Raw genomic sequence first — 25,243 nt, forward strand, 5'->3', positions numbered from 1 at the left:
GACGTTCTCCCTCCTGTTTTGCCTCACGCTGAGGTACTTAACCAACCATGCGGGTCACCAACGGACGGGAAGCTCGGCCCAGCCACCGGTGAGCAGGTGGCTGCGCGGCCGCAGCTGGTCCGCCGCCACCGCCAGCCGCAGCGCCGGGAACCGCCTGAACAGCGTCCCGAACAGCGCCGTCAGCTCGATCCGGGCCAGCGGCGCACCCACGCAGAACCGCGGTCCGTGGCCGAACGTCACGTGCGGGTTGGCGGTCCGCCGTACGTCGAAGTCCGCCGGCTCGGGGAACCGCCCGGTGTCCTGGTTGGCGTCGCGCAGGTCCAGCACCACCAGGTCTCCGGCCGCGATGGTGGTGTCGCCCACCTCGATGTCGGCGTTGGCGTACCGCGGCAGGCCGGCCGCGCCCTCCTGCTCCGAGCCGGGATTCGGCAACCCGAACCGCAGGATCTCCTCCACCACCCGGGACACCGCCTCCGGCCCGCGTTCCAGTTCGGCGATCTGCTCGGGGTGGGTGAGCAGCAGGACGACCCCCGAGTCGATCGCGGTCACCGTCGTCTCGTGCCCGGCGAAGAGCAGCCCGGCGCCGAGCTGTGCAGCGCTGTCGGTGTCGTACGCCGGCCGGCCGTCCACCTGCGCGGTCACCAGGTCGGTGATGACGTCCTCCGCCGGTTCGGCGCGGCGGCGTTCGACCAGTTCGCGCATGTACGCGTGCAGGGCGGCCATTGCCGCGGCGGACCGCTGACCGTCGCTCATGTCGCCGACGTCGTCGGACCAGCGCCGGAAGTCCTCCCGGTCCTCGTACGGGACGCCGAGAAGCTCGCAGATCACCAGTGCCGGCAGGGGAAACGAGATCGCGTCGTGGAAGTCGGCGGGTTGGGGGCGGGCGGCGAGGTCGTCCAGGAGTTCGGCCACCACGGCCTCGACGCGCGGCCGCAACAGGGCGAGCCGCCGGGCCGAGAACGACTTCGCCAGCAACCGGCGCATCAGCCGGTGCTCGGCCACCTCGTCGGGGCGGGCCTCCTCGGGGCGGCCGAGGATCTGCGCGTCGGAGAAGCGGGCCGCCCGGTCGGGCTCGGGGTGCGACCGGCCGAGGCGCGGGTCGGCGAGCAGCCGCTTCACGGTGTCGTAGCCGGTGACCAGCCAGGCCGGGTCGCCTGCGGGGGTGGTCACCTTGCGCACGTCGAGGGTCGTCGGGGTCATCGGGGTCCTCCGGTTCGGGTGGCGGTGCCGAGGATGTGCGGGCTGGTGGGCGAGGGCAGCGGCCCGTCGGGAAACCGGAACCGCTCCAGGCGGTTCACGGCGAACCCGGCCGCCTCGATGCCGGCGAGGGTGTCGCGGGACAGGTGGCAGCCGCCGGCCAGCGCCGGCCACACCGTCGTGTCGAGCACGCGTTGCAGGCCGCGCAGGCCGCGGCTGTCGGCGCGGACGTGTTCGAGGAAGCGGAGCTGGCCGCCCGGTCGGATCACCCGGTGCAGTTCCGCCAGGGCGGCCCGCTGGTCGGGTACGGAACACAGCACCAGCGAGACGACGGCCGCGTCGAAGGCTCCGTCCGCACCCGGTACGTGCTCGGCGCTGCCGTCCACCAGCGCCACCGGCACCGGCGCGCGGGCAGCGTTGCGGACGGCGTACCTGAGCAGGCTCGGCTCCGGTTCGACCGCGAGCACTCCGGCCACCTCGGCCGGGTAGTGGGCGAAGTTCAGGCCGCTGCCGGAACCGATCTCGACCACCCGGCCGGTCAGCCCGGCGAGCAGCCGGGCGCGGCGGCCGGACAGTCCGGCCCGGTCCATCGCCGGCGCGAGCCGTGCGTAGACCCGGGCGAACAGCGGATGCCGGCCCGGTCGCTCGGTCCGCCGCTGCCACCACTTCGGTCGCGCCCCCATCGCTGTCCACTATGGCGCAGTCACCGTCCGTCGTAACCCCTGCGAGGGATCATGGCCGGCTCCTGCGAGGGAACGTCCGGAAATATCGGGCTGGCGCCGTAACCGCCCGCATAGGATCCCGATCGTGATCCGGCGTACCGCAGGCACCCGCGCGGTGTTCGTGTTCGCGGCCCTCGCGATACTCGCGGCGCTGCTCTCGCTCGGCGCGCTCGTCGCCGCCGCCGGGGCCGCCACCTCCACCGCTGGATCCACAACCGAATCCACGACGTCCCACGTCGCAACGCCCGACTTCGCCGCGATCGACCGGTTCGTGAGGGACGAACTGGCCGCGCAGGCCATCCCCGGCGCCGCCCTGGTCGTCACCCACGGGCGCGACGTGGTGCACGTCCGCGGCTTCGGGCACACCTCCGCCGGTACGCCGGTCACGCCGCGCACGCAGTTCCGGCTCGGCTCGGTGAGCAAGTCGTTCACCGCCACGGCCGTCCTGCAACTGGTCGACGCGGGCCGGGTCCGGCTGGACGCCCCGGTCCGCACGTACCTCCCGAACTTCGCGGTCGACGACCCCCGCGGCGCCCGGATCACCGTCCGCCAGCTCCTCAACCACACCAGCGGCCTGAGCGACCAGGGCTACCCCGAGCAGACGCTGCCGGCGCCGCACAGCCTGGCCGAACGGATCACCAGCCTGCACAGCGCGAAGCTGGTCAGCGCGCCGGGCATGCGGTTCCACTACTTCAACGCCAACTACGACGTGGCCGCCCGGGTGGTCGAGGTGGTGAGCGGGCAGCCGTTCGCGACCTACCTGCGGGAGAACGTGTTCGGGCCGCTGCGGATGAACGACACCCTGCTCGCGTACACCAAGCTGATCCCGTCGAACGCACCGCGCCTGTCCCGCGGATACGCGCTCGCCTTCACCCGCACGGTCCCGCGGCCCGAACTCGACGGCTTCCTCGGTGGCGACGGCGCGGTGGTGTCCACCGCCGCCGACCTCGGGCACTGGCTGGCGATGCAGAACTCGCGGGGCCGGTACGCAGGACGGCAGGTCGTGTCCGCACGGAGCCTGGCCACCGAGCACACCCCGCCGACCGGCCTGGACACCACGTACGCCATGGGCTGGACGACCGAGCGGCCCGAGGGCGGACAGTCCCAGCTCACCCACAACGGCGTCCTGTCGACCTACTACGCCGAGCAGGCGCTGGTCCCCGGCACGGGGTACGGCGTGGCGCTGATGTTCAACACCTACAACGGACTCGTGCCCTACCACGCGATCACCGAGGGCGTACTCGCCCAGCTCGAGGGGCGAGAGCCGGCGGCGGTCCAGCCCCCGGTGCGGACGGTGGAGTACGTCCTGGCGGCGCTCACCGTGCTCACCCTGCTGGTCCGCAGCTGGGAGATCCTGCGCGCCCGGGCCTGGGCGCGGCGGCGCCGGACCCGTCCGCTGTGGCGGTTCGTCCCCGGCGTGGTCTGGCTGGTCGTCCCCACGGTGCTGCTGGCGGGACTGCCCTGGCTGGTGGGCACGTTCGCCGGGCGGGTGTTCACCCGGGAGCAGCTGTTCTGGTCGATGGTGACCGTGCACCTGTGGCTCGAGGTGGCCGCGGTCACCGGCCTGGCCCTGATCGCGGTTCGCCTTGCGGCGTTGATCTCTTTCGCCTCTGCCGCCCCTTCTCCCACACCGGAACCATCCCCCACTCCGGAGGCATCATGAACGACGGCGCATGGCAGGCTGACGCGGTGACAACGACCGCCGAGAGGCTCCTCGTCCGACCCGCACGCGCGGAGGACGACGCCGCCCTGCTCGCCGTGGACGGCGCTTCCTGGAGCTCGACGTCCGGTTTCCCTTCCCTGCAAGGCGAAACCCGGACATCGTTCTTCGACGACCACAACACGCCCGACCTGCACCTGGTGGCGGAGTCGGACAGCTCGGTCGCCGGATACGTCCGGATCACCACGATGGTGCCGTTTCCGGAGGGTGCGCACGTCCTGGGGATCTACGGGTTCGCGGTCGTGCCGGCCGCCCGCGGGCAGGGAGTGGGTTCCGCGCTCCTGGTCGCTGCGCAGGAGTACGCCCGCCGGCGCGGTGCGCGCAAGCTCAGCTTGCGGGTGTTCGGCACCAACACGACCGCGCGGCGGCTGTACGAACGGCACGGGTTCGTGGTCGAGGGCGTCCTGCGGGCGGCGTTCCTGATCGACGGCGAGTACGTCGACGACGTGTGGATGTCGAAGTTCCTCGTACCCGTCGAGGCCGACACCGCCGGGACCGCAGACACCACCGAGACCACCGAGACCGGGCCGGCCGCGCCCGGTGTCACACCGGCGAAGGCCCGTTCGTCCTCCTGACGTGGAGTACGACACGTCCCTGCCGGCCGAGGATCTCGCCGCGGAGTTCACTGCCCTGCGGCCGCGCCTGCTCGGCGTCGCGTACAGCCTGCTCGGCAGCCTGGACGAGGCCGAGGACGTGGTGCAGGAGGCCTGGCTGCGGCTGACCCGCACCGGCCTCGAGGGCACCGACGAGATCCGGGACCTCACCGGCTGGCTCGTGGTCACCGTGTCCCGGCTGGGCGTGGACGCACTTCGTTCCGCCCGCAGGCGCCGGGAGGAGTACGTCGGGCCGTGGCTGCCGGAGCCGGTGGTGACCCCGGAGCCGCCGGCGGCCGCGGACCCGGCGGACCGGGTGACCCTGGACGAGTCGATGAGCCTGGCCATGCTGGTCGTCCTGGAGTCGCTGAGTCCGGCCGAGCGCACGGCGTTCGTGCTGCACGACGTGTTCGGCCTCGAGTTCACCGAGGTGGCCCGGGCCGTCGGGCGTACACCGGCCGCCTGCCGGCAACTCGCCGCCCGGGCCAGGAAGCACGTGGCGAGCCGCGCGCCGAGGTTCGAGGTGGACGCGAGGGCGCACCGCAGCGTGGTGGCCGCCTTCGCCCGCGCCTGCGAGGGCATGGACCTGGCGGCACTCGTCGAACTGCTCGACCCCGACGTCGTCCTGCGTACCGACGGCGGCGGCAGGGTGCTCGCGGCCCGGCGGCCGGTCGCCGGCGCCGAGAAGGTGGCCCGCTTCCTGGTCCGTACGGCTCGCAGTCTCGGCCCGGCGCAGCATCGGCACACGCTGGTCAACGGCCGGCCGGGCCTGCTGCGCTCTCGCGCCGGCCGGCTGGACAGCGTCGTCGGCCTGACGGTCGCCGGCGGCCGGATCACCGAGCTCCACATCGTCCGCAATCCCGAGAAGCTGAGGAGCGTCACGTGAAGCGCCGCATCGACATCATGGAGCACTCCGGCGAGGCCGTCCGCGCCATGCGCCAGGTGGCGAAGTACGTCCACGAAAGCGGGTTGCCGCCGGCCGTCTTCGAGCTGGTCAAGATCCGGTCCAGCCAGATCAACGGCTGCAGCTTCTGCCTGGACATGCACATGCGACAGGCGAAGGCGGCCGGCGAGACCGACGAACGGCTGTGGTCGGTGGGCACCTGGCGGCACGCGCCGTACTTCACCGACGCCGAACGCGCGGCGCTCGCGCTGACCGAGGAGGCCACCCGGCTCGCCGACCGCGGGGAGACCGTGCCCGACTCCGTGTGGGACGAGGCGACCCGCCACTTCGGCGAGCCCGAACTCGCCGGGCTGATCTTCGCGATCGCCCACAGCAACGCCTGGAACCGGATCATGGCGATCACCCGGACACCCGCCGGGGCAGCACTGCGTGCCGCTGCCGCGAACCCGCTGTCCAGCGGCTGACATCGGGGGCTGACTGTTCTGCGGTAGGGCCCGCGACGTGCGATCATCGGACCCCTCGTCGGCGTCGCGGGCCCCGCGCCCGCCCCGGAACAGGGAGCACAGGCACATGAAGATCGTCGGGGTCATCGTCGCCATCTGGCTGCTCATCGGCGTCGTCGCCGTTGCCCAGCGGGGCTACTTCGCCGGGTCCGACCAGAGCTGCGCCAAGGCCGGCACCATCGCGGTGACCGTGGTCGCCGGTCCGCTCAACTACGTGGGCGCCAACCCCAAGGTGAAGTGCGAGCTGCCGCAGCCTTCCTCCTAGGGTGTGTCCTGCAGGCGACGGCCCTGCGGGCGAACCAGCGGGCAGGGAGGCGATCGGCGTGGCGGACACGGAGGCCGGCGGCGGCACGGTCGCCAAGTACGCAGCGGTCCGCGCGCACCTGCTCGAACTGATCCGCGACCGGCTCGAACCGCACCAGCGGCTGCCCACCGAGCGCCAGTTGTGCGCCGACCTCGGGGTGAGCCGGTTGACCGTGCGCCGAGCCGTCGAACAACTCGTCGGCGAGGGCGTGGTCTACCGCATCCAGGGTTCGGGCACCTACGTCGCCGAGCCCGCCATCCGCAAGCGTGAGCTCCTGTCCTCGTTCAGCGACGACATGCGTACCCGCGGGCTCGCGCCGGGGGCGAAGCTGCTGCGCGCCGAGCAGACCGTTGCCGGCGCCCGGGAGGGCTGGCGCCTCGGGGTGAGCCCCGGCGAGCCACTCGTCCACCTTGTCCGGCTCCGGCTGGCCAACTCGGTGCCGATGTGCCTGGAGGACGTCTGGCTGGTGGCCGGGCTCGTCCCGGACCTGCTGGACTCACCGGTGGAGGGTTCGCTGTACGAGACGCTGCTCAGCCGCTACCGCATCGCCCTGGACCGGGCCGAGCAGGAGGTACGCGCCACCATCGTGGACCGCGAGCAGGCCGCGCTGCTGGAGGTGCCCGCGCTGACCCCCGCCCTGCTGGTGGAACGCGTCACCTACGACGTACGCGGGCGCGCGGTCGAGTTCGCCCGGTCGCTGTACCGCGGCGACCGGTACAGCCTGGAGCAGACCCTCCGCCGCCAGTAGCCCCGCCGCCAGTAGCCCTGCCGCCGGTAGCCCCGCCGCCGGTAGCCCGCCCGACGCTTCGCCGGGTAGGTCACGCGTCCTCGGCCAGCAGGACCGCACCGTCCAGGCCGTCACCGGCGGGGTCGACCACATGGGCCCGCGGGATCTCCGTCTCCACCCGGCGACGCCACGGTTCCCGTACCAGATCCGCCACACCCATGAGCCCGCCCGCCCACGACACCGGCACAGTTGTGTCAGGTCGCGAGGCGGCCAGCTCCAGGTAGCGGCTCACGGCGGCGCGGGTCGTATCCACCAACGCGGTCACACCGTCGTGCCAGATCGCCGCCGCCACCGGGTCACCGGCCCGGGCCACGTCGGCGACCTGCCGGCTGAACGACGCCACGTCGGCCACCGTGCCGCCCGTCCCGTAGAGCCGGCGCGGCAGCCCGTCCAGCGGGCCGAACCGGTCCGCCGCCGCGGCAGCGAGCAGGGTCCGCGGGCCCCGGCCGTCGTACGCGGCCAGCGCGGCTCGCAGCCCGTGCCGGCCCACCGCGAAACCGCCGCCCTCGTCCCCGAGCAGGTGGCCCCAGCCGTCGACGCGCGCGGTGGCGCCCGTGGTACCCGAACCCGTCCTCGCCAGCGCCACCACGCCGGTACCCGCCACCACGACGACGCCGGGCTTCCCGGCCAGCGCGCCGAGGTGCGCGGTCACCGAGTCGTGGGCGACACGTACCTCCGGCGCTCCCAGCAGGTCCGCGACTCCCGCCTCGATCCGGCGTACCTCGTCGGGCCGGTGGTCCCCGGTCAGGCCCATGCCGACCCGGGCGACCGGCCTTCGCTCCGCCGCGGGCAGCCGCGCCCAGGCCTGCTTCACCAGCGCCAGTATGGTCGCCGCGGGGTCACCCGCGTCGTAGTCGAACCCGCCGCTGGTCGCTGTCGCCGTACTTCCGTCCGGCCCTACCACCCGAAGACGCAGGCCGGTCTGCCCGCCGTCGACTCCCGCGATCCGCACGTCCGGAATCCTCACGTCCGGGGCACCAGGTCGAAGTCGATCTCGAACGTCCGCCCCCACGGCAGCCGCGGCGAAGCGATCAGCCACCGGCGCGCGTCCGCCCCACCCAGTTCCTCCGCGACCTCCGGCAGCCGCTTCGCGCAGCGTTCGAGGTAGCTCGCGACGTCGGCCGGGTCGGGGAAGGGGACGGACATGTGGTCGGCGTACGGCCGCTCCTGCGCCAGCTCGCCGCGGACCACCGCCTGGTACGCGTAGTCCTCCACGATCCGGTGCCAGCGCAACCGGCTCTCCGCGGCCTCGTCGACGCCGCCGTGACGGTGGCCGACGGCGTGCGCGACCAGCGCGGCCACCACCGAACCGACCGTGTTGCCGGCGGTGTTCCAGCCGCCGTACGCCCGGATCCGGTCCAGGACGCCGCGTTCGGCGAGCGCCCGTACCAGGTTGGGGTCGGCACCGTTGACGTACCGGACGTCGGCCACCCCGACACTGCTGCCCGCCTCGACCAGTTCGGCCACCCGGTCCACCACCGCCTCGACGACTGCCCGGTCGGTGCCCTCGCCGCGACGTGCCATGTCGCCCCGGTGGGGGTCCGGCGCGTGCACCACGATCACCGCATCCGCCACACGCTGCTCCCCACCATCCGGCACCTCGGCGCCGGCGGCGGCGATCTGCCGGGCGACGCCTGCTGCGATGGGGACGTTCTCGTACGGCGCGATCCGGTCCGCGCCGCCCTCCTCGCAGATCTCGACAGCGATCCGCACCGGCTCGTCCTGCCTCTCCGGCCCGTCCTGCGCGCGCGCTGTCGGCACCGCGTCGAGCGCACCCTTCTCTCCGGCCGCACTGCCGGCCGCACGCCCGGCCGCACGCCCGGCCGCACGCCCGGCCGCATTGTCGGCCAGGGCGCGCGCCACGAGCACCGACCCCACCTCGTCCGCGCCCGGATACATCAGCACCCGGGTGTCCAGCCCGGTCGCCGACACCCAGTGCCGCAGCCAGACCTGCTCCAGCGAACCCGCCGCCCGCGGCGCGGTGTCGTCGGCGGTCACCAGCAGGGTGTCCAGCGTTCCCCTCCCGGCCAGGCCGAGGGTGAACAGGTCGACCGTGTGGTTGCGCAGGCGGCGCAGCCAGAAGTCCGCCCGTACGTCCGTCGGCACCGCCGCGGTCAGCCGGTCACGTTCGTGCGGCTCGCCGAGGAACTCCCGGTGCAGCGCACCGCCCAGGTCGTGCAGTTCGACACCGTGCCGGGACCAGTACTCCGGCTCCTCGGCAGGGCTGTACGAACGCGACGCGCGCATCACCGTCGTCACCGCGGTGATCGGCAGCCGGGGGAAGCGCGACCGAATGCTCTCCAGCACCGCCAGCCGCTCCACGACGGCGGAGGCGGCGTCCTGCGTCGTCCGCGAACCGATCAGCCCGCCGTACCCCAGCATGTCCAGCGACACCACGAGCGCGTCGACTGCTCCGGCCACCTCCGCCAGCCAGCCGGCCAGCTCGTCGGCGCGTCCTGGTGTGCGCATCCGCGGCAGTAGCTCCGCCGGCGGGGTGAGCACCTCCACGCCCGCGATCGCCGCGATGTGCGTGGGCAAGGTCGCGTTGACAGGTCGTTCGTCCAGGGGCAACAACGCGATGCGCACGGGGAGTCCCTTCCAGGGTTGCGGATTCATGTTCTTCACCGACCACGGCTCGCTCGACCGCGAGCTTCGGAGACCACGGCTTCACCGACCACGGGGCACACCGGCCGCGTACCTGCGGGTGAGCGAGATCGGGTCGGTGATCGCCGTACCCACCACCACCGTCCACGCGCCCGCCTCGAACGCCGCCCGGACCTGTTCGGGCCGGTCCACCCGGCCCTCCAGGACGGCGCGTACCCCGTGGCTCGCGAGGTCGGCCACCAGGGCGAGGTCGGGGCCGACGCGGGACGCCGAGGCAAGGGTGTAGCCGGACAACGTCGTCCCCACCAGGTCCGCTCCGGCCGCCCACGCGGCCAGGCCCTCCTCCAGGGTGGCGACGTCGGCCATCACCGGGCGGCCGAGTTGCTCGTGAACGGCTCGGATCAGGTCCGCCGCCTCACCGGGGTCGGTCCGGTTGTCCGGAACCGCCTCCAGCGCGATGATGTCCGCGCCCGCCTCGGCGAGCGCCGCGCAGTCGGCCAGCGCCGGCGTGATGAACGGACGATGCGCGCCCACGTCGACCTTGCGGATGCCGATGATGGGCAGCCCGATCCGGCGCCGCACCGCGCGCACGTCCTCGGCCGACTCGATGCGTACGCCGACCGCCCCGCCGGCCTCGGCGCACGCCGCGAGCCGCGCGATGATCTCCGGGTCGGCCAGCGGATGTCCGGCACTCGCCTGACACGACACCACGAGCCCGCCCTCGAGGGCCTGCACCGCCGCGCTCACCTCGGGGCCGGTCGCCATCCGCACTCCGTTCACTCGCCGTCTGCTCGTCGTCTGCTCGTCCGCTTTCCTGCTCGTCATGACGAAGGGGACGAGACAAAGGACAGTACCAATGCCTGCGTCGCCAGGCTGCACTCGATGACAGCTCACCGTAGACAGCGAGCGTTGGGATCGATGATTGATCCGGACCTTTGAGCCAGTCTCCGCGACCTCGCAGCGTCACTTCGTCGCCCCGTATTCGCTACCAGGAGCCTCAAGCAGGTGCGCTCTGTCGGACTGGGCCGTTACGATGCCCGGACATTCGCGTCGCTCGCCAGGCCCGGTGCCGGCGCGGATCGAGGCCGCTGATCGACGCCCACGCGGCGCTGATCGACAGGAGAACCTTCCGATGACCGAAGCCGCGACCGATGTGACCGCCACTGACGTACGCGAGGTGCCGCGAAACGCCGCCGAGCTGGAGGCAAGCCTGGCGCACCACCGGACGGAGCTGACCGGCTACTGCTACCGCATGCTCGGCTCGGGGTTCGAGGCCGAGGACGCCGTGCAGGAGACGCTGGTACGGGCCTGGCGCGCGTTCGACCGCTTCGAGGGCCGGGCGGCCTTCCGGTCCTGGCTCTACCGCATCGCCACCAACGTCTGCCTCGACCTGCTGAACGGCCGCAACCGCCGGGCCCGGCCGATGGACCTCCAGGCCGCGGCCACCGCCTCCGCGCCGCTTCCCGGTGCGCTGCCCGAGGCGACCTGGCTGGAGCCGATCCCCGACGGGCGAGTGGTCCCCGAGGACGCCGATCCCGCCGAGGTGGCCGCCCGCCGGGAGACTGTCCGGCTGGCGTTCGTGTCCGCGTTGCAGCACCTGCCTCCCCGCCAGCGAGCCGTGCTGATCCTGCGAGAGGTGCTGGACTGGCGGGCCAACGAGGTCGCCGAGCTTCTCGGCACCACGGTCGCGTCGGTCAACAGCGCCCTCCAGCGCGCCCGCGCCACGCTGGCGACCGCCAACGTCACCGAGTCCGACGTGTACGCCCCGCTGAACGACGAGCAACGCGACCTGCTCAAGCGGTACGTCGACGCGTTCGAGCGCTACGACCTGGAGTCCCTCACCTCGCTGTTGCGCGAGGACGCCACGCTCTCGATGCCGCCGTACGACCTGTGGCTGCGGGGGCACGCGGAGATCCGGGCGTGGATGCTCGGCACGGGCTGCGGCTGCCGGGGATCGCGGCTCCTGCCGACCGTCGCCAACGGTTCACCCGCGTTCGGTCAGTACCGCCCGGCCGCCGACGGTGGCCACGAGCCGTGGGCGCTGCAGGTCATCGAGATTTCAGGGGGCCGGATCGTCGGGCTCAACAACTTCCTCGACACCGACCGGTGGTTCCCGCTGTTCGGACTGCCGCCCCGCCTCGATCCCTGAACCACCCGGGCATCCCAGAGCGGGAGTGCCCGCCGGTAAGGACGGCACCACGTCGGCCAGACCGGCCAGAGCGATCAGCTGCCGTAACCCGCACCCGGCATGGCGCAGCCAGAGGCGGCAGCCGAGCCGGCGCGCCGTCAACTGCAGCCGCGCCAACGCCTCGACCGCGACCGCGTCCGGTTCGGTGAGCCCGGCGACGTCACAGATGACGCGCCTCCCGGGCCGCTCACCCACCAGGTCCGCAAAACGCGCGCACAGGTCCGGAATCTCCGACCGCTCGATCGGCCCTTCCAGGAAGACCAGCAGCTCACCGCGCACATTCGTGTCGGGCGCCGGCTGCCTGTCCTCGCCGGGGCGTCCTCGTGTTCCCCACCTGTCGTTCACGATCTCTTCGACCCGCGGGCAGTCCGCAACTCATCGGTCGCCGAGCCCGGATCCCCCTGGTCGGAAGTTCGCCCGCAGGTACCGATGAGTTCGCCGCGTCGCGGTCGTCAGAGCCCGTGGAAACACCCGCGTGACCGAAACAACCGGCGCGGACGGCAGAACACGGAGCTGGAGACGACAGTGAGCACCCCGACGCACACGACAGACAACACCACGACCACGACAGACAACACCACGACCACGAGAGCGAACACCACGATGAGCACGACAGAGAGCACCCACCCCTCGCAGACCCGTGCCGGCCACCGGCCCAGCCGCCGGATGAACGTCACGCTGTGGGTGGTGCAGGCACTCACAGCCGCCTTCTTCCTGGTGAGCGCGGTCCCGAAGCTCATCGCACACCCTTCCGCGACGGCCGTCTTCGACAAGATCGGCTTCGGCGACTGGTTCATGTATCTCGTCGGCAGCCTCGAACTCGCCGGCGCGATCGCCCTGCTCGTCCCGCTGCTTGCAGGCTTGGCCGGACTGGCGTTCATCGGCCTGATGGTGGGCGCGTTCATCACCCAGATCACCGTCATGGACGGCAAGAACGCCGCCACCCCGGTGATCGTCGCGGTGGTCGTCGGCTTCATCGCCTGGGGGCGCCGCGGCCGGACCACCGAGCTCCTCAGCCGCCTGCTCCACCGCCGCGGCTGAGCCAGGCCGCGCCGCCTGCGCTGCCGCTCCGCCGGGTCGCCGCGCTGCCGCTCCGCCGGGTCGCCGCGCTGCCGCTCCGCCGGGTCGCCGTTCGGGCGACGACGGTCAGTCCCGGCGCAGCGGCAGACCGGCGAACGGGAACATCTTCTCGGTGTCGAGGAACGCGTTGATCGCCGTCACCGCACCGTCGGCGACCTCGATCACCTGCAGAGCGAAGGCGACGTGGCCACCCGCCGGGTCGCGACGGTACTGACCGAACGCCGGCGAGCCGTTCACCTCGACCGGGACCAGCAGGGAGCCCGCGCACCCGATGCCGGGGCCGCTCATCCAGGTCGCGATCTCCGCCGGACCATGCACCCACAGGGCGTACGGCGGCATGGACAGGGTGGCGTCCTCGTGCAGCAGGGCCACCAGGGCGTCCATGTCGTAGCGTTCGAACGCGTCGACGTAGCGGGCCAGCAGCTTCTGCTGGCCTTCGTCGTCCACCCGCATCGGGTCGGCGGAGGTCACGTCGATCGCTTCCAGCGTGGCCCGGGCGCGCTGCAGCGCGCTGTTGACCGAGGCCACGCTGGTCTCGAGGAGTTCGGCGACCTCGCTCGCCCGCCAGCGCAGCACCTCCCGCAGGATCAGCACCGCGCGCTGGCGAGGCGGCAGATGCTGCAACGCCGCCACGAACGCCAGCCGGATCGACTCGCGGGCCACCGCCACCTCGGCCGGGTCACCCGAGGGGGGAAGCACCTGCCCGTCAACAACGGGTTGCACCCACGCTGCGTCCGGGAGCGGCTCACCGAGAGCGAAGTTGTCCGCCGTCTGCGCCGGCCCGAGATCCATCGGCCGGGCCCGCCGCTTGCGGCCCTCGAGCGCGTCGAGGCACACGTTGGTGGCGATGCGGTAGAGCCACGAGCGTAACGACGCCCTCCCGTCGTACCGGTCGTGGAAACGCCAGGCCCGCAGCATGGTCTCCTGCACGGCGTCCTCGGCCTCGAATCCCGAGCCGAGCATGCGGTAGCAGTAGCCGGTCAGCTCGACCCGGTGCCGGTCGAGCAGGTCGCCGAGCTCAGCTTGCTGGTCACTCGCCGCCAGGTCGCCGGCCGGCTGGTCGTTCGTCACCACGGGACTGGTCATGCGGGATGCTCCCCTCACCTCACCGGCATCACGTCGCCGGTGGGGAAACCGTAGGCGAGCCCACCGACAACCCGCTCTCCGACGGCTCGTGAACCGTGGCCCAGGCAGCCTCCGACGCGTCCTCGGGGCGGCCGGCGCAGTCGACCTCCACCGCCTCCGGCCACGGCGCGTATGTACGCGCCATCCGCCGCGCCACCTCCACCGTTGCCTCGGACAGGTCACCCACCCGCTCACGGATCCGCTGCTCGGCGACCTCCACCGGCGCCACACACCGGACCTCCGTCAGCGTGCTGGAAGTGTCCCGGGCGAGCCGTCTGGCCGCGTCGCGCTGGGCGGCGTCGTTCCAGGTGGCGTCGAGAACGACCGAATCACCCCGAGCGAGGAGGCGGCGTGCACGGGTGAGCAGTTCCCGGTACGCGGCGTGCACCCGCGCCGGCGTGTACCGCCCACGCCCGTAGCCGCTCGGACCCCGGAGGGCGTCGGTGTCCCCACGTGGAGCGGGCAGCCGGGGGGTTCGCTGCTCGCGGCGGATCTGGTCGGTACGCAGCACAACCGCGCCCAGCCGGTTCGCGAGCGCCCCTGCGACGGTCGACTTGCCGGTACCCGGCAGGCCGCCCACCATCACCAGCCGGACCTCCCCCGCCCGCAGGTGGTCGAGCGTCAGGGCGGCCAACTGCCGCGCCGTGGCCCGAGCCGGCGTCATTCCCTGCCGGTAGCGCAGGCAGGCCACCTTCGCCCGGACGAACGCCCGGTACGCGACGTAGTGGTGGACCAGGGACGCCACCGGCAGCCCACCGGTGAAGTCGCCGTACCAGCGGAGGAAGCTCTCGGCCAGTCCGGGTGATCCGAGGCGTTCCAGGTCCATCGCCAGGAACGCCGCGTCGTCCACCCCGTCCACGTACCGCAGGGCGTCGTCGAACTCCAGACAGTCCAGCACTCGCGGCCCGTCCGGGAGACAGAAGACGTCATCGGCCAGCAGGTCACCGTGTCCGTCGACGACGAGCCCCGACCGCGCCCGCGCGTCCAGCAGAGCGCTCCGCCCGGCGACGTACCGCTCCACGAGCCGGTCGATCTCGGCGACCGTCCCGGGATCCAGAACCTCGCCCACGAAAGGTTCGGTCCCGGCCAGGTTGTCACGCCACCGGTGCAGCAGCGCGGCGGGCCGGCCGGCGGCCGCGACCTTCGCACCGCGCCGACCGCGGGCGTGGAAGGCGGCCAGCATCCGGGCGAGCTCCCGCAGGTCGTGGCGTACGTCCACGCCGGCTTCGACCAACGTCGACAACCTGCGCGCGGACGGCATCCGGCGCATGACCAGCACCCAGTCCCGGGTCTCGCCCGCGTCGTCGACGACGTGGCGAACGCCGAGGTAGACGTCCGGAGCGAGCCGCCGGTTGAGGTCCAACTCCCGGCGGCACGCGTCCTCCCGGGCACGCACCGTGGTGAAGTCGAGAAAGCCGAGGTCGACCGGCTTCTTCACCTTGTACGCCCGGTCACCGACGAACACCACCACCGCGGAGTGGCTCTCGGCCAGCGCGGCGGTGGCGAACTCGTCGGCCGTACCCTCCTCCTCCAATGCGCCGTCCAAGATCTGGCTCAGGTCTTCGCGGCCGAGACGACCTCGACGAAGTGGCTCACCTGGTCCTCGCTCAGGTGGCGGCCGAGGTCCACCTCGCTGATCATGCCGACCAGCCGGTGGTTCTCGATCACCGGCAACCGGCGGATGTGGTGTTCCTCCATCACCTGGAGGACGTTCTCGATGTCGTCGTCGGCGTTCACCGTGAACGTCGATCCCTGCGCCAGCTCGCCCGCCGTCATCAGCGCGGGGTCGCCACCGGCCGCCACGCACTTCACCACGATGTCCCGGTCGGTGAGGATTCCGTGCAGCCGGTCGTCGTCGCCACAGATCGGCAGCGCGCCCACGTTCTGCTGGCGCATCCTGCGGGCGGCGTTCTGCAGGTTCTCGTGCTCGCCGACACATTCGACTCCGGCGTGCATGATCTCCCGTGCGGTCGTCATCTCGAACCTCCTTGTTCGTACGGCTCCCTCTGTGTTCGTACGGCTTGTACGGCTCCTCGGTCACTCCGCGCTGATCAGTCCGTAGTGGCCGTCGTACCGCCAGTACATGACCCGGCCCCGTCCGGTCTCGGGGTCCAGGTAGAAGACGAACGGTTCACCGCCCGCGTCCAGCCGTTCCCGCGCTGCCGCCTCGCTCAGGGTCGGCGGCTCCAGGTTCAGTGGCTCCAGGTCGACTCCATCCCGCACTCCGCTCCGCACGATCACGGCGTCCCGTCCGGTCTCCCGGTCCGTGTAGAGGTAGAAGTCGTGGTCGAGGACGTCCATCTCGTACGCCGCCTCCTCCGCCGTCAGCGGCACCAGCGCGAACGTCTTGCGGCGTACGACGGTCCTCTCCTCGACCGGGCGCGGGAAGTGCGGCTCCGGGCGACGGGGCTGGTCGCCGTGCCGCCACTCGTGCTCACTCGCCTCGCCGGTCCAACGGTGGCGGGTACGCTCCCGGTCCCGCAGGCGTACCAGCCGGCGACGCAACCGGTCCTTCATCAAGTCGGCGGCCTCGAAGGCGTCGTGCCCGCTGACCACAGCCCGTACGGGTACGCCGTCGACATCCAGGCCCACCTCGACCCGAACCGGCTGGTCCTGGGCCGGGTTCTCTGAGACGACAACCACGACATGCGCGTACAGAGCACGTGCGCGGGTGGCCTCCAGGACACTCTCGACCTTGCGGACGGCGTACGCGGCGGCCTCCTCGGGCACCTCGCCCCGGACCGTCACCTCGACCGGCGTACTCTCCACAGCTCCCGGTGCCGCCGTCGACCTGTGTGCTGATCTGGCCATCGGTCCCCCTCGGCTCGCGTCCGATCCGGCCCGCCCCGGCACTCCCGCGACGCACGTGCCCCCACCAGCACGCTCGCCGGTCCGCACGTCCCAGGCCAGGGACGAAGGTCACCCAGGATCAACGGCGCCACCCCGGCCCGAGATCGGCCCGAGCCCGGCCCGCGCCCGGCCCGAGCCCGGCCCGAGCCCGGCCCGAGGTCGGTACGGCTCGGTGACCGCTTGTCAGCGGCTCGCCGACGGACTTTCGCCACTGTGATTTCCCGCCGTACGGGCATTGGATCGAACTCGATCCCCGATCATGACCCCCACCGCGGTGGGTATGACCCGTTGGCTCAGAGGTCGTCCCGAGGTTGAGGAGGCTGACGATGCTCTTCGCGAACCGGAAGGAGGCCGGCCGACAGCTCGCCGATCGGCTGATGTCCCACAAAGGACCCGACGTGGTGGTTCTCGGGCTCCCTCGGGGCGGCGTGCCGGTGGCGTTCGAGGTAGCACGGGCACTCGACGCGCCGCTCGACGTCCTCGTCGTCCGCAAGCTGGGTGTGCCGACTCAGCCGGAGCTCGCGATGGGGGCGATCGGCGAGGGCGGCGTGCGGTTCGTGGACGAGTCGCTGGTACGAACGGCCGGCGTTCGACCGCAGGAGCTCCAGGCGGTCGAGGAACGTGAACGCGCCGAACTCACCCGGCGCGCGCAGGCGTTCCGCGGCAATCGCCCCCCGGCGCGGCTGGCCGGTCGTACGGTCATCGTCGTCGACGACGGGATCGCCACCGGGTCGACCGCCTGGGTCGCGTGCCAGGTGGCCCGCCAGCTCGGCGCGGCCCGCACGATTCTGGCCTCGCCGGTCGCCTCCCCACGCGCGGTCGAGCATCTCTCGAAGGCCGCCGACGAGGTCGTCTGCCTGGACACCCCGGAGTCGTTCTTCGCCATCGGGGAGTTCTACGCCGACTTCCGGCAGACGCCCGACAGCGAGGTCGTCGCGCTGCTGCACGAGGCGCAGGACGCGGCCCACGCTGCCCACACAGCCCCTGGCGACGATCCGCCCGCCCTGGACGAGGAGGTCACCATTCCGGCTGGCGGGCAGCACCTCGCCGGACATCTCACGCTGCCGGAGAACGCGACCGGCCTGGTGGTGTTCGCGCACGGCAGCGGCAGCAGCCGGCACAGTCCGCGTAACCGGTACGTCGCCTCCGCGCTGAACGACGCCGGCCTGGGCACCCTGCTGTTCGACCTGCTTTCCTCCGCGGAAGAAAGCGATCGCACCAACGTCTTCGACATACCCCTGCTGGCCGGCCGGCTGGTGGAGGTCACCGGCTGGCTGCGCGAGCAGCCCGCGACGCGTGACCTGCCGATCGGCTACTTCGGCGCCAGCACCGGTGCCGCCGCGGCGCTGTCCGCGGCAGCCCTGTCGGCGGCCGGCGAGTCTGTGGCAGGCGAGTCTGTGGCAGGCGAGTCTGTGGCCGGCAGACCCCGGGCCGACATCGCGGCGGTGGTCTCCCGAGGTGGCCGACCCGACCTCGCCGCATCCGACCTCGAACTCGTCCAGGCGCCGACACTGCTGATCGTCGGCGGCCACGACCCGCTCGTCGTCGACCTCAACCTCGACGCGGCCCGGCGCCTGCGCTGCGAGAAGTCCGTACACGTCGTACCCGGCGCCACCCACCTGTTCGAGGAACCCGGCACCCTCGAGGCGGTCGCGGCCGAGGCCACCCGCTGGTTCACCAGCCACCTGCGCGCCAAGGCCTCCCACTGACGATCCGACCGCGCACGGGCGGCTTCCGCGGAAGAATCCGCGAGGAGTCCCCGCCGACTCGCCGAACGAGCCGGTTCCCGGAACCAGCCACCCTGTCGGCGGCCGGGTCTACCATCGAACACATGAGCGATTGCAATGCCTCCGCAGGGACTTTCACCGCTGTGTCGAAGGACGCCCCCGTGTCTGCCGCCGCGCCCGGGGCACGGATCCCCCGTCCAGCAGCATCAGACCAGGCATGCGCCGGAGGAGGAGAGTCTCCGCCGGCATCCACCTCTGCGCCTCCAGACGGCCGCCGACCTTCGGATGCCCCAGATGCGCCGGCGCCGAGGGTGTCCGAGTCCAGCGCGATGGGCCGAGCTGCGACGGGCACCAGCACGGCCGGCCAGGGTGCCCCCAGGTCACTCGAGGGCCTGGAGGCCGAGATCTGCGACCTCGCTTCCAGGATCGCCATCGCCACGCACGAGTGGTTGCGGCTGATCGGCGCCTTCGACCGGCGCGGGGGCTGGCGTGCGTCCGGGTGCAGATCCGCCGCACAGTGGCTGTCCTGGCGTTGCGGCATGAGCCTGTCCGCCGCGTACGAACACCTCCGTGTCGGGCGGGCACTGGAGGACCTCCCGAAGATCGCCGCGGAGTTCGCCGCCGGTCGGCTGTCGTACTCCAAGGTGCGTGCCCTCACCAGGATCGCCGGCGCCGACCACCGTTCGTCCCCCGCAGATCGGGTCGGGTCCGGAGACGAGACCGCTCAGCCGACCTCCCCCTCCGATGGATCCACCAACGCCGACGCAGACGCCGAGGGCGAGGCCGGCATGGAGACCGCGGCAGACGCCGAGGACGAGTTGCTCAACCTCGCGCGAAGTGCCACCGCTTCACAACTCGACCGGATCGCTCGGGGCTGTTCGGCAGCGCGCTCCCAGGAGCAGAACCACCGGCGAGCCATGCGGCGCGGGGTCAGGTGGTTCTACGACGAGGACGGTTCACTGGTCATTCGCGGAAGGCTGGCCCCCGACGAAGGGGCGACGGTCGTCGCGGCGCTCGAAGCCGCACTGGACACCCTGCTCGCCAGGAAGCCCGCGCCACGGCCGACAACCGCACCACCAGCCTCACCAGTTCCGTCAGCCTCCCCTGCAGCACCTGCCCCGGTCCCCGAGACGACCGGTGCCCCGGGGACCATCAAGTCCACCGGCACCACCAAGCCCACCGGCACCACCAAGCCCACCGGCACCACCAAGCCCACCGGCACCACCAAGCCCACCGGTCCGACCGACACCTGGGCAGCCCCGACTCCGGGAGTCCCGACTCCAGGTCCCGGCGACACCACCCCAGCCGGACCAGGCCGCCGGCCCGCGACAGACCATCCACGGTCGGATTCTTCCGCGGGGGAATCCCGGCGGCCGGGCCGGACCTCGGCCAACGGCGTACCACCAGGCGACATACCGCCAGCCGTCCCGCACCGCCACCGCGGGGCGCTGGCCGCCGATGCGCTCGTCCTGATGGCGGAGACCCTGCTGTCCAACACGCCGGCATTCCTCAACTCCGCCGACAGGTACCGCGTCATCGTCCATCTGAACCCCGCGGCGGATCCGGGGAGGTTCACCCCGAGCGCCGTTCCTTCCCCCAGTCAAGAGACTCCGCGCCCCGATCCACACCGGGCCGACCACCTCGACGACGGCGTTCCGCTCGCGCCGGAGACCGCGGACCGCCTGGCCTGCGAGGCGACGGTGACAGCCGTCCACCTCGGCGGTGACGGCCAGATCCGCGACCTCCGCGACCCCACCAGGTTTCCGCGAGCCGCCACCGCACGGGCGGTCAGGATCCGCGCGCACCACGCCTGCCAGGCACCTGGATGCACCACCCGGCACGGACTCCAGGTCCACCACGTACGCCACTGGTGCCACGGCGGCGAGACCAGCTTGGGCAATCTCGTTCTGATCTGCCGGTTCCACCACTGGCTCGTCCACGAAGGTGGCCACACGTTCGCAGCCCGCCCCGGAGGAGCCTTCGGCTTCTACCGGCCGGACGGCACCGAGGTTCCGGCGACGCCCTCGCTACCGGGCATCCCCGGCGCGGCGGCCGTCGGCAGGCCCACCGGCGCGGCCGCCCACGGGCCCACGAACACGCACCTCCGCGGGACCGGCGGCGCACACGTTCCCAGCGCAACCATTCCCGACGGCGATCTCGCCCGGTCCGTACTCGACCGCTGGGTCGACGTCCGGCGAGCACTCGGTGAGGACGTGCTCACTCCGCCCTGGTGGTCAGGCGACCCGTTGGACCTCGACTACGCCGTCAGCGTGATCCTCGATTCGCAGGCCGCGAGGAACTGACGTGGCCAGGTGCCTCAACGCGCGGCCCGGTCACCGATCACTGGTAGACCTCGAGTTCGACGATGCGGGAGTACGTCGCGTCGTTCGAAGCGATGACGAGCACGCGCACCGCGGTCGTGGAGACCGGATCGAAGGTCGAGCTGACCAAGCCGGTGGCGTTTCCGCGCACGCTGGCGACCGTACGCCAGTCACCGCTGCCACCGTTGGCGCCGGCGTCCCACACCTGCACGTCCCAGTCGCGCAGGCCGTAGCGGGTCGCGGGGTAGCGAGTTGAGTTCAGCGTGTACATGTCGACGCGGCTCACCTGGTGGGTCTGGGCGAACGTGACCGCCAGCCAGTCAGGGAAGACCCGCGAACTGCCGTCGTTCCACCCGGTGGCGGTCTGCCAGTCGGCGGAGTTGCTGTTCCCGTCGATCGCGCCGCAGGCCCTGAAGTTCGCGTGGGTGGACGACGCGCTCACCGTCGACGAGATCGCGAGGTTCGCCCCTGGCCCGCTCGGCGCCGCCTTCACCACGACCGGGACCGAGATCTGGGATCCGCGGCCGGTCCGGCCGGCCTTGACTGTGATCTGGGCGTCGGCGTCGCTGCTGCCCAACGGCGCGGACACCAGGACCGGCGTGTGCAGTGTGTATCCCGCCGGCAGGTAGCTGGAGATCACGTCGGGCGACGCGCTGAGCGGAGCGTCGGGGTAGAGCAGGACGTCAGCGTAGGTCGCCTGCGAGGAGTCGTTGCGTACGGCGACGTCGACCGTCCGCGCACCGCAGGGCACGGCCAGGATCTGCAGCGCGCTCGGCGTCGCCGTCAACGTCAGGTTGTCAGCACCCGGCGGCGCCGCGTTTCCGACCGAGGCCGAGGCCGGTGCGCTCACCGACCCGGCCAACGCGAGCACTCCGGTGACGCACGCCGCGACGAGCGCCACCGGGTACCGAATTCGCCGCCGCGATCCGACCAGTGTTCGAGATCCCTTGCCCTCGTTCACTTCGAGCTCCCCTCCCATTTGACCGGGCCGTTCCTGGCCGGCTACTTGTCCGGCGGGTACTGCAGCGGCTCGGGCGGCTGGATGTTCTCCGAGTAGCGGAGGGCGCCCAGCGTCGGGTTGTCGGCAACCGGCTGCAGACCTGGGTGGCCGTCCTCGGTCACGAAGGTCGCCCTGGTCTGCACAGGCGCGCCGGGCTGGCGGATGTAGGGCACCACCCGGTAGTCCGACCGCAACTCCTGCTCGGTCAGGTCGAACCGCACATACCCGCGGAGCGCGCTGTAGAACTTCACGTGCTGGTTGGCCAGGAAAGGCTCGGCGTATTCGTCACGGTCCGCGCCGTCCATGCCGGAGCTGATCGACGTTCCCACGAACTCCGTCGCCACCGTGGCCGAGGCCGGATCGTCGAAGTCCGTCTTCACCTCCGCGGCCATGGCGCGGTGGAAGTCACCGGAGAGGATCACCGGGTTGGTGACGTGGCGTTCGGTGAGCCCGCCGACCACTCGGTCACGGGCGGGCTTGTAGCCGTCCCACAGGTCCATGCTGAACGCCCCGCCGGGATCGGTGGTGAAGTCCAGCTGCGACAGCATGATCTGCTGCGCGATCACGTTCCAGCGGGCCCGGGAGGCACCGAGGCCGTCCAGCAGCCACGCTTCCTGTTCGGCGCCGAGCAAAGTCCGCGACGGGTCGAGGCGCTCGGCGCAGTCGGTCCTCAGACCGTCGCCACAGGCCTGGTCGGAGCGGTACTGCCGGGTGTCGAGCACGCTGAACTCCGCCAACCGGCCGTACGTGAACCGCCGGTACAACGCGGCGTCCGGGCCGACCGGCTGCTGCGGCAACCGCAACGGCATGTGTTCCCAGTACGCCCGGTAGGCGTTCGCCCGCCGCACCAGGAAGTCGGCCGGTGGCATGCTCGGGTGGTACTCGTCCGCGTAATTGTTGACCACCTCGTGGTCGTCCCAGGTGACGATCCACGGGAACGCCGCGTGGGCGGCCTGCAGGTCGGGGTCGAGCTTGTAGAGCGCATACCGGTCCCGGTAGTCGCTGAGCAACGTGGTGACCCGGTTGTACTTGTCCGGCAGTGCGGGATAACCGGGGCGCCCACCGTTGGTCTGGACGCTGTACTCGTAGATGTAGTCACCCAGGTGGAAGACCACATCGAGGTCCTCGTCGGCGAGATGCTTGTACGCGGTGTAGTAACCGTCGAACCACGCCGCGCACGAGACTGCCGCGAACCGGAGCCGGTCGAGGTTCGCGGTCGGTGCCGGAGCCGTACGAGTCCTGCCGACCGGGGAGATCCGCGGGCCGGTGCGGAAGCGGTAGAAGTACTCCCGGTCCGGCTGCAGGCCGTCCACGTCGACGTGAACCGAGTGGACGTACTCGGGCAGCGCGAGCACCGCGCCGTCCCGGACGACCTTACGGAACGCCTCGTCCTCGGCGACCTGCCACTCGACCGCGTACCTCGTCGGCTGCATCCCGCCGAAGGAGTCCATCGGATCCGGCGCGAGCCGGGTCCAGATCACCACGGCGTTCGGCAGCGGGTCACCGGAGGCGACGCCGAGGGTGAACGGGTCGGTGCGGAACGACGGCGCCGCGGTGGTGTGCGTCGCCGTACGGTCGACCATGCTGAACGCGAGCCCGAACGCGCTGATTCCGCTCAGCCGCACGAACTCGCGCCGGTCCCAGAGTGCGTGTTCCTCGCGTTCCCAGTGACGTCGTAGGTTTGCCAACGCCAGCCCCCTGACATGACCAACTGCAACCAGAAATCCGGACGACGACTCGCACAGTCACACGGGTACAGCTATCACGTGTCAATGCCAGGTCCTCGCCGGCAGAGGCCGACTTCGCTGACACAGACGGGTCTTCACTGGCAGCCGGGTGTTCACTGACAGAGATAGGGCCGAAAACTCCTCCCGGCAATTCGCCGGGCCGAGAATTTGCCTAGTCGAGACCATCATCGAATTGTTGCCGAAACCGCTCTACCCACGTCAGGAGAACGGAAGACGAACAACTCGGAAGTGAACTGTTCGGTGAACCTACTCGGCGAACCGGTCGTCCGCCGCTCTCGCGGACTGACTGTCCGCCCGGGCGAACTGGCGGAGCTTGGCGAAGAAGTCCTCGAGGAGGAAGCGGGAGTCGATCGTCTCGTAGACCCGGATCGGACGGTGCGTCCTGTCCAGGTCGTAGCTGCCGTTGGCGCGAAAGGTCGGCGCGGGGCGTTCGACGATGCGGCCGCAGTTCTCGTTCAGGAGAACGCCGATCGCCGGTGAGTCGCCCAGGGAGCGGTACTCCATCGGACTATGCGCGTGGACGGCGTTCCACTCGACCAGCTGGCGTACGAGGTACTCGCCGAGCTCACCGCACGGGGCCACCTTCTCGTCGAGTTCGGCGTAGCTCACGGCGGTCATGACGTACGTCGACCGCGGGATCTGCCACACCTCGAGGGCGGAGGCGAAGACGACGTTGGCGGCGACGATGTCATTGGCCAGATTGAACTCCGGCCGGTTCGCGGCGGGCTCCGGCCCGTAGGACGGTCCGCCGATCCAGACCACCGTGACGTCGCGATCGGCGATCCGTGGCTCGGCCAGCAGCGCGGCGGCCATGTCGGTCAGCGGCCCGAAGAACGCCACGTAGAGCGGCCCCTCGTCCTCGCGCATCGCCTCCTCGACGATCAGCTCGGCGCCCGGCGACGGGATCGGCGTCAGCTCGTCCGGCAGCGCGTACGGAGAACCGTTCTCGACCCTGACCTTGCCGGTCAGGCCCATCAGTTCGAGCAGCAGGTCGACTTCCTCGCGGCTGTCCAGCATGCTGCGCTCGCTGCGGCCGGGGCGCATGCCGAAGTGAGCGGCGACGATCCCGCGGACGTCCAGGCTGGGCGAGAGGAGACCGTGCACGATCGCGAACTGGTCGTCGGCCTCGTTCTTCGCGTCGGTGTCGATGATGACGCGGCGCTGGGACGGGAGGGTACGCGCGTGCACCGGAAGCATGTGGCGAGCCTACGGGCTAACGAGCTCTGGCCGAGCGGGCGGCGGTCTGGGCTCGGCGCCACACCTGGCGGTACGCCTCCAGACCGTCGGGGCACAGCGGACCGTCAGGACCGGCTGTGATGGCGACGCGTTCGGGCACCGTCCCCCACACCGTGATGCCGGACTCCGACCAGGACCCGAGCGCCTCCTGGTAGCTGCGGGTGTAGGTGCGGGCCGAACACACCACCAGCCCGGTGGGGGTGTCGGGGGGTACGACCTCGAGCACAGCCTCCACCCGGGACGTCTCGATGCCACCCACCCGGGTCGGGATCACCACGACGTCTGCTCTGCCGAGCGCCCTGGTGAGCAGTCGTTCATGTGCCGGAGGCGTGTCGACCACCACCACGTCGTCGGCGCCGGCGCGGTCCAGGGCCTTGCCGAGCAGGCGCTCGGTGGGCGCCTCCACGACGGAGACCTTCAGCAGCCGCTCGTCGGCGGCGTACTCGATCCACTCGGCGGCGCTGGCCTGCGGGTCGGCGTCCACGAGGGTGACCGAACGCCGGCCGGAGGCCGCGAGCGCGGCGAGGTAGACGGACGTGGTCGTCTTGCCGACCCCGCCCTTCAGTGCGGCTGATACCACGATCACCTGCCTGACGCTACCTCGCCGAGGGCCCTCGGCACGAGACCCGCGCCC

24 protein-coding genes are annotated in these 25,243 nt (G+C 71.6%); 10 read left to right on the forward strand and 14 right to left on the reverse strand.

The features are described from left to right. Positions 1-54: 54 nt before the first annotated feature. Positions 55-1,200, reverse strand: a complete 1,146-nt coding sequence (locus tag BLU27_RS03100; RefSeq protein WP_092650382.1) for a cytochrome P450 — start codon at positions 1,198-1,200, stop codon at positions 55-57. After that, the gene (locus BLU27_RS03105) at positions 1,197-1,880 is read right to left on the reverse strand and encodes a class I SAM-dependent methyltransferase (RefSeq protein ID WP_092650384.1); all 684 of its coding nucleotides are present in this window, start codon (positions 1,878-1,880) and stop codon (positions 1,197-1,199) included. Before BLU27_RS03105 ends, BLU27_RS03100 begins: the two co-directional genes overlap by 4 nt. Before the next feature lie 124 nt (positions 1,881-2,004). On the opposite strand from BLU27_RS03105, the gene BLU27_RS03110 reads away from it, so the two are divergent. The 6 genes from BLU27_RS03110 to BLU27_RS03135 all read left to right on the forward strand — a co-directional run bounded on the left by BLU27_RS03110 (position 2,005) and on the right by BLU27_RS03135 (position 6,691). Beyond that, positions 2,005-3,582, forward strand: a complete 1,578-nt coding sequence (locus BLU27_RS03110) for a serine hydrolase domain-containing protein (protein ID WP_157728183.1) — start codon at positions 2,005-2,007, stop codon at positions 3,580-3,582. Between the two features lie 26 nt (positions 3,583-3,608). After that, positions 3,609-4,214 carry a GNAT family N-acetyltransferase gene (locus BLU27_RS03115; RefSeq protein WP_241827754.1) on the forward strand — a complete coding sequence of 202 codons (606 nt, stop codon included), beginning with the start codon at positions 3,609-3,611 and terminating at the stop codon, positions 4,212-4,214. A gap of 1 nt (position 4,215) precedes the next feature. Beyond that, complete coding sequence (gene sigJ / locus BLU27_RS03120) at positions 4,216-5,118, forward strand: RNA polymerase sigma factor SigJ (RefSeq protein ID WP_241827755.1); 903 nt, start codon at positions 4,216-4,218, stop codon at positions 5,116-5,118. Next, positions 5,115-5,600, forward strand: a complete 486-nt coding sequence (locus BLU27_RS03125) for a carboxymuconolactone decarboxylase family protein (protein ID WP_241827756.1) — start codon at positions 5,115-5,117, stop codon at positions 5,598-5,600. The genes sigJ and BLU27_RS03125 overlap by 4 nt, the downstream gene beginning before the upstream one ends. Positions 5,601-5,706: 106 nt before the next feature. Continuing rightward, positions 5,707-5,904: a hypothetical protein gene (locus BLU27_RS03130; protein WP_092650390.1), complete on the forward strand. Its 198-nt coding sequence runs from the start codon at positions 5,707-5,709 to the stop codon at positions 5,902-5,904. Between the two features lie 58 nt (positions 5,905-5,962). Continuing rightward, positions 5,963-6,691: a GntR family transcriptional regulator gene (locus BLU27_RS03135; RefSeq protein WP_092650392.1), complete on the forward strand. Its 729-nt coding sequence runs from the start codon at positions 5,963-5,965 to the stop codon at positions 6,689-6,691. A 70-nt stretch (positions 6,692-6,761) separates the two neighbouring features. Here the strand turns inward: BLU27_RS03135 and BLU27_RS03140 are convergent, their stop codons facing one another. Genes BLU27_RS03140 through BLU27_RS03150 form a run of 3 tightly spaced genes read right to left on the reverse strand, consistent with a single transcriptional unit; the run spans position 6,762 to position 10,099 of the window. Next, positions 6,762-7,682, reverse strand: coding sequence for an N-acetylglucosamine kinase (locus BLU27_RS03140; protein WP_157728184.1), 921 nt, complete (start codon positions 7,680-7,682; stop codon positions 6,762-6,764). 11 nt (positions 7,683-7,693) lie between these two features. Continuing rightward, positions 7,694-9,346, reverse strand: a complete 1,653-nt coding sequence (locus tag BLU27_RS03145) for a DUF4127 family protein (RefSeq protein ID WP_157728185.1) — start codon at positions 9,344-9,346, stop codon at positions 7,694-7,696. Positions 9,347-9,397: 51 nt separating this feature from the next. Beyond that, on the reverse strand, positions 9,398-10,099 hold the full coding sequence (locus tag BLU27_RS03150; protein ID WP_092657090.1) for an N-acetylmannosamine-6-phosphate 2-epimerase: 702 nt from the start codon (positions 10,097-10,099) through the stop codon (positions 9,398-9,400). Between the two features lie 367 nt (positions 10,100-10,466). On the opposite strand from BLU27_RS03150, the gene BLU27_RS03155 reads away from it, so the two are divergent. Then, positions 10,467-11,483 (forward strand): sigma-70 family RNA polymerase sigma factor, encoded by a 1,017-nt coding sequence (locus BLU27_RS03155; protein ID WP_092650398.1) that lies wholly within the window; start codon positions 10,467-10,469, stop codon positions 11,481-11,483. Here the strand turns inward: BLU27_RS03155 and BLU27_RS31075 are convergent. Next, entirely contained in the window at positions 11,394-11,867 is a 474-nt protein-coding gene (locus BLU27_RS31075) for an STAS domain-containing protein (protein WP_197681649.1), read from the reverse strand. The genes BLU27_RS03155 and BLU27_RS31075 overlap by 90 nt on opposite strands. Before the next feature lie 258 nt (positions 11,868-12,125). On the opposite strand from BLU27_RS31075, the gene BLU27_RS03165 reads away from it, so the two are divergent. Further along, positions 12,126-12,563 carry a DoxX family protein gene (locus BLU27_RS03165; protein ID WP_092650402.1) on the forward strand — a complete coding sequence of 146 codons (438 nt, stop codon included), beginning with the start codon at positions 12,126-12,128 and terminating at the stop codon, positions 12,561-12,563. A gap of 105 nt (positions 12,564-12,668) precedes the next feature. Here BLU27_RS03165 and BLU27_RS03170 read toward each other — a convergent pair whose 3' ends face one another. The 4 genes from BLU27_RS03170 to BLU27_RS03185 are packed head-to-tail and all read right to left on the reverse strand — an operon-like array spanning position 12,669 to position 16,538. Next, complete coding sequence (locus BLU27_RS03170) at positions 12,669-13,688, reverse strand: sigma-70 family RNA polymerase sigma factor (RefSeq protein WP_092650404.1); 1,020 nt, start codon at positions 13,686-13,688, stop codon at positions 12,669-12,671. 28 nt (positions 13,689-13,716) lie between these two features. After that, the gene (locus tag BLU27_RS30765; protein WP_197681650.1) at positions 13,717-15,273 is read right to left on the reverse strand and encodes a bifunctional aminoglycoside phosphotransferase/ATP-binding protein; all 1,557 of its coding nucleotides are present in this window, start codon (positions 15,271-15,273) and stop codon (positions 13,717-13,719) included. Positions 15,274-15,281: 8 nt separating this feature from the next. Continuing rightward, the gene (locus BLU27_RS03180) at positions 15,282-15,704 is read right to left on the reverse strand and encodes a CBS domain-containing protein (protein WP_092650406.1); all 423 of its coding nucleotides are present in this window, start codon (positions 15,702-15,704) and stop codon (positions 15,282-15,284) included. 60 nt (positions 15,705-15,764) lie between these two features. Further along, a complete protein-coding gene (locus BLU27_RS03185; RefSeq protein ID WP_092650408.1) occupies positions 15,765-16,538 on the reverse strand; it encodes a sigma 54 modulation/S30EA ribosomal C-terminal domain-containing protein in 774 nt (257 codons plus the stop codon). A 365-nt stretch (positions 16,539-16,903) separates the two neighbouring features. Here BLU27_RS03185 and BLU27_RS03190 point away from each other — a divergent pair, with 365 nt between their 5' ends. Then, positions 16,904-18,286, forward strand: coding sequence for a phosphoribosyltransferase (locus BLU27_RS03190; RefSeq protein WP_092650410.1), 1,383 nt, complete (start codon positions 16,904-16,906; stop codon positions 18,284-18,286). A 329-nt stretch (positions 18,287-18,615) separates the two neighbouring features. Then, positions 18,616-20,607 carry an HNH endonuclease signature motif containing protein gene (locus BLU27_RS29725; protein WP_197681651.1) on the forward strand — a complete coding sequence of 664 codons (1,992 nt, stop codon included), beginning with the start codon at positions 18,616-18,618 and terminating at the stop codon, positions 20,605-20,607. A gap of 37 nt (positions 20,608-20,644) precedes the next feature. On the opposite strand, the gene BLU27_RS03200 is transcribed toward BLU27_RS29725, so the two are convergent. The 4 genes from BLU27_RS03200 to BLU27_RS03215 all read right to left on the reverse strand — a co-directional run bounded on the left by BLU27_RS03200 (position 20,645) and on the right by BLU27_RS03215 (position 25,195). Beyond that, positions 20,645-21,586 carry a galactose-binding domain-containing protein gene (locus BLU27_RS03200; RefSeq protein ID WP_157728186.1) on the reverse strand — a complete coding sequence of 314 codons (942 nt, stop codon included), beginning with the start codon at positions 21,584-21,586 and terminating at the stop codon, positions 20,645-20,647. Between the two features lie 41 nt (positions 21,587-21,627). Further along, positions 21,628-23,313 (reverse strand): alkaline phosphatase D family protein, encoded by a 1,686-nt coding sequence (locus BLU27_RS03205; RefSeq protein WP_241827757.1) that lies wholly within the window; start codon positions 23,311-23,313, stop codon positions 21,628-21,630. Between the two features lie 306 nt (positions 23,314-23,619). Continuing rightward, a complete protein-coding gene (locus BLU27_RS03210; RefSeq protein ID WP_092650414.1) occupies positions 23,620-24,570 on the reverse strand; it encodes a nucleoside hydrolase in 951 nt (316 codons plus the stop codon). Between the two features lie 16 nt (positions 24,571-24,586). Then, positions 24,587-25,195: a ParA family protein gene (locus tag BLU27_RS03215; RefSeq protein ID WP_092650416.1), complete on the reverse strand. Its 609-nt coding sequence runs from the start codon at positions 25,193-25,195 to the stop codon at positions 24,587-24,589. Positions 25,196-25,243: the final 48 nt, after the last annotated feature.

Source organism: Actinopolymorpha singaporensis (assembly GCF_900104745.1).
Lineage (GTDB): Bacteria > Actinomycetota > Actinomycetes > Propionibacteriales > Actinopolymorphaceae > Actinopolymorpha > Actinopolymorpha singaporensis.